The organism is Pyramidobacter piscolens W5455, assembly GCF_000177335.1.
GTDB lineage: Bacteria > Synergistota > Synergistia > Synergistales > Dethiosulfovibrionaceae > Pyramidobacter > Pyramidobacter piscolens.
Genome location: NZ_ADFP01000003.1, coordinates 1 through 514, shown reverse-complemented (window position 1 = coordinate 514; position 514 = coordinate 1). Strand labels below are relative to the sequence as shown.

Genomic DNA, 514 nt, shown 5'->3' with positions numbered 1-514 from the left:
CTGCCGCATCTGGAGAGGAGACCGCCAGCCCAGCACTGCCATTGGGATGTTGTTAGACCTGCGAAAGTAGCGCTTCATCTGGATCTGCAGGTCAACATAAGAGTAAAAGCTCATGAAGTTGTAGAAACGCTCCTGGTCGTTACGATGGCTCCTCTCGACCTTTCCGTTATGCCTGGGTGTACGGGGGCGGATCCTCTTGTGGGCGATACCCAGCTCATTACAGAGGACATCCAGCGGATGAATACGGTTCGTCTTCTTAAAGTGGCAGAACTCGGCTCCATTATCCGTCTGGAGAACCTGAGGCCTGTATTTGAAGTAAGCAATGGCACGCTTGAGGAAGTCGCAGGTAGAGAAGCTGCTCTGTTCCATGTAAGGGTAAATGAAGCGCTCTCTGGAGGCCTCGTCGATGACGGTGTACTGGTAGAACTTCTGAGGTATTTGTCCGTGATAGCAGGATGCAGGAACATATTTAACGTCCATCTGCCACTTGATGCCGAGCTGCTTGGGCGTATGG

At 52.1% G+C, this 514-nt stretch carries 1 protein-coding gene; it reads right to left on the bottom strand.

The genetic code is table 11. The features are described 5' to 3' along the window. On the bottom strand, positions 1-514 hold a 514-nt coding region (locus tag HMPREF7215_RS00055; RefSeq protein WP_040549879.1), incomplete at both ends, for a DDE-type integrase/transposase/recombinase.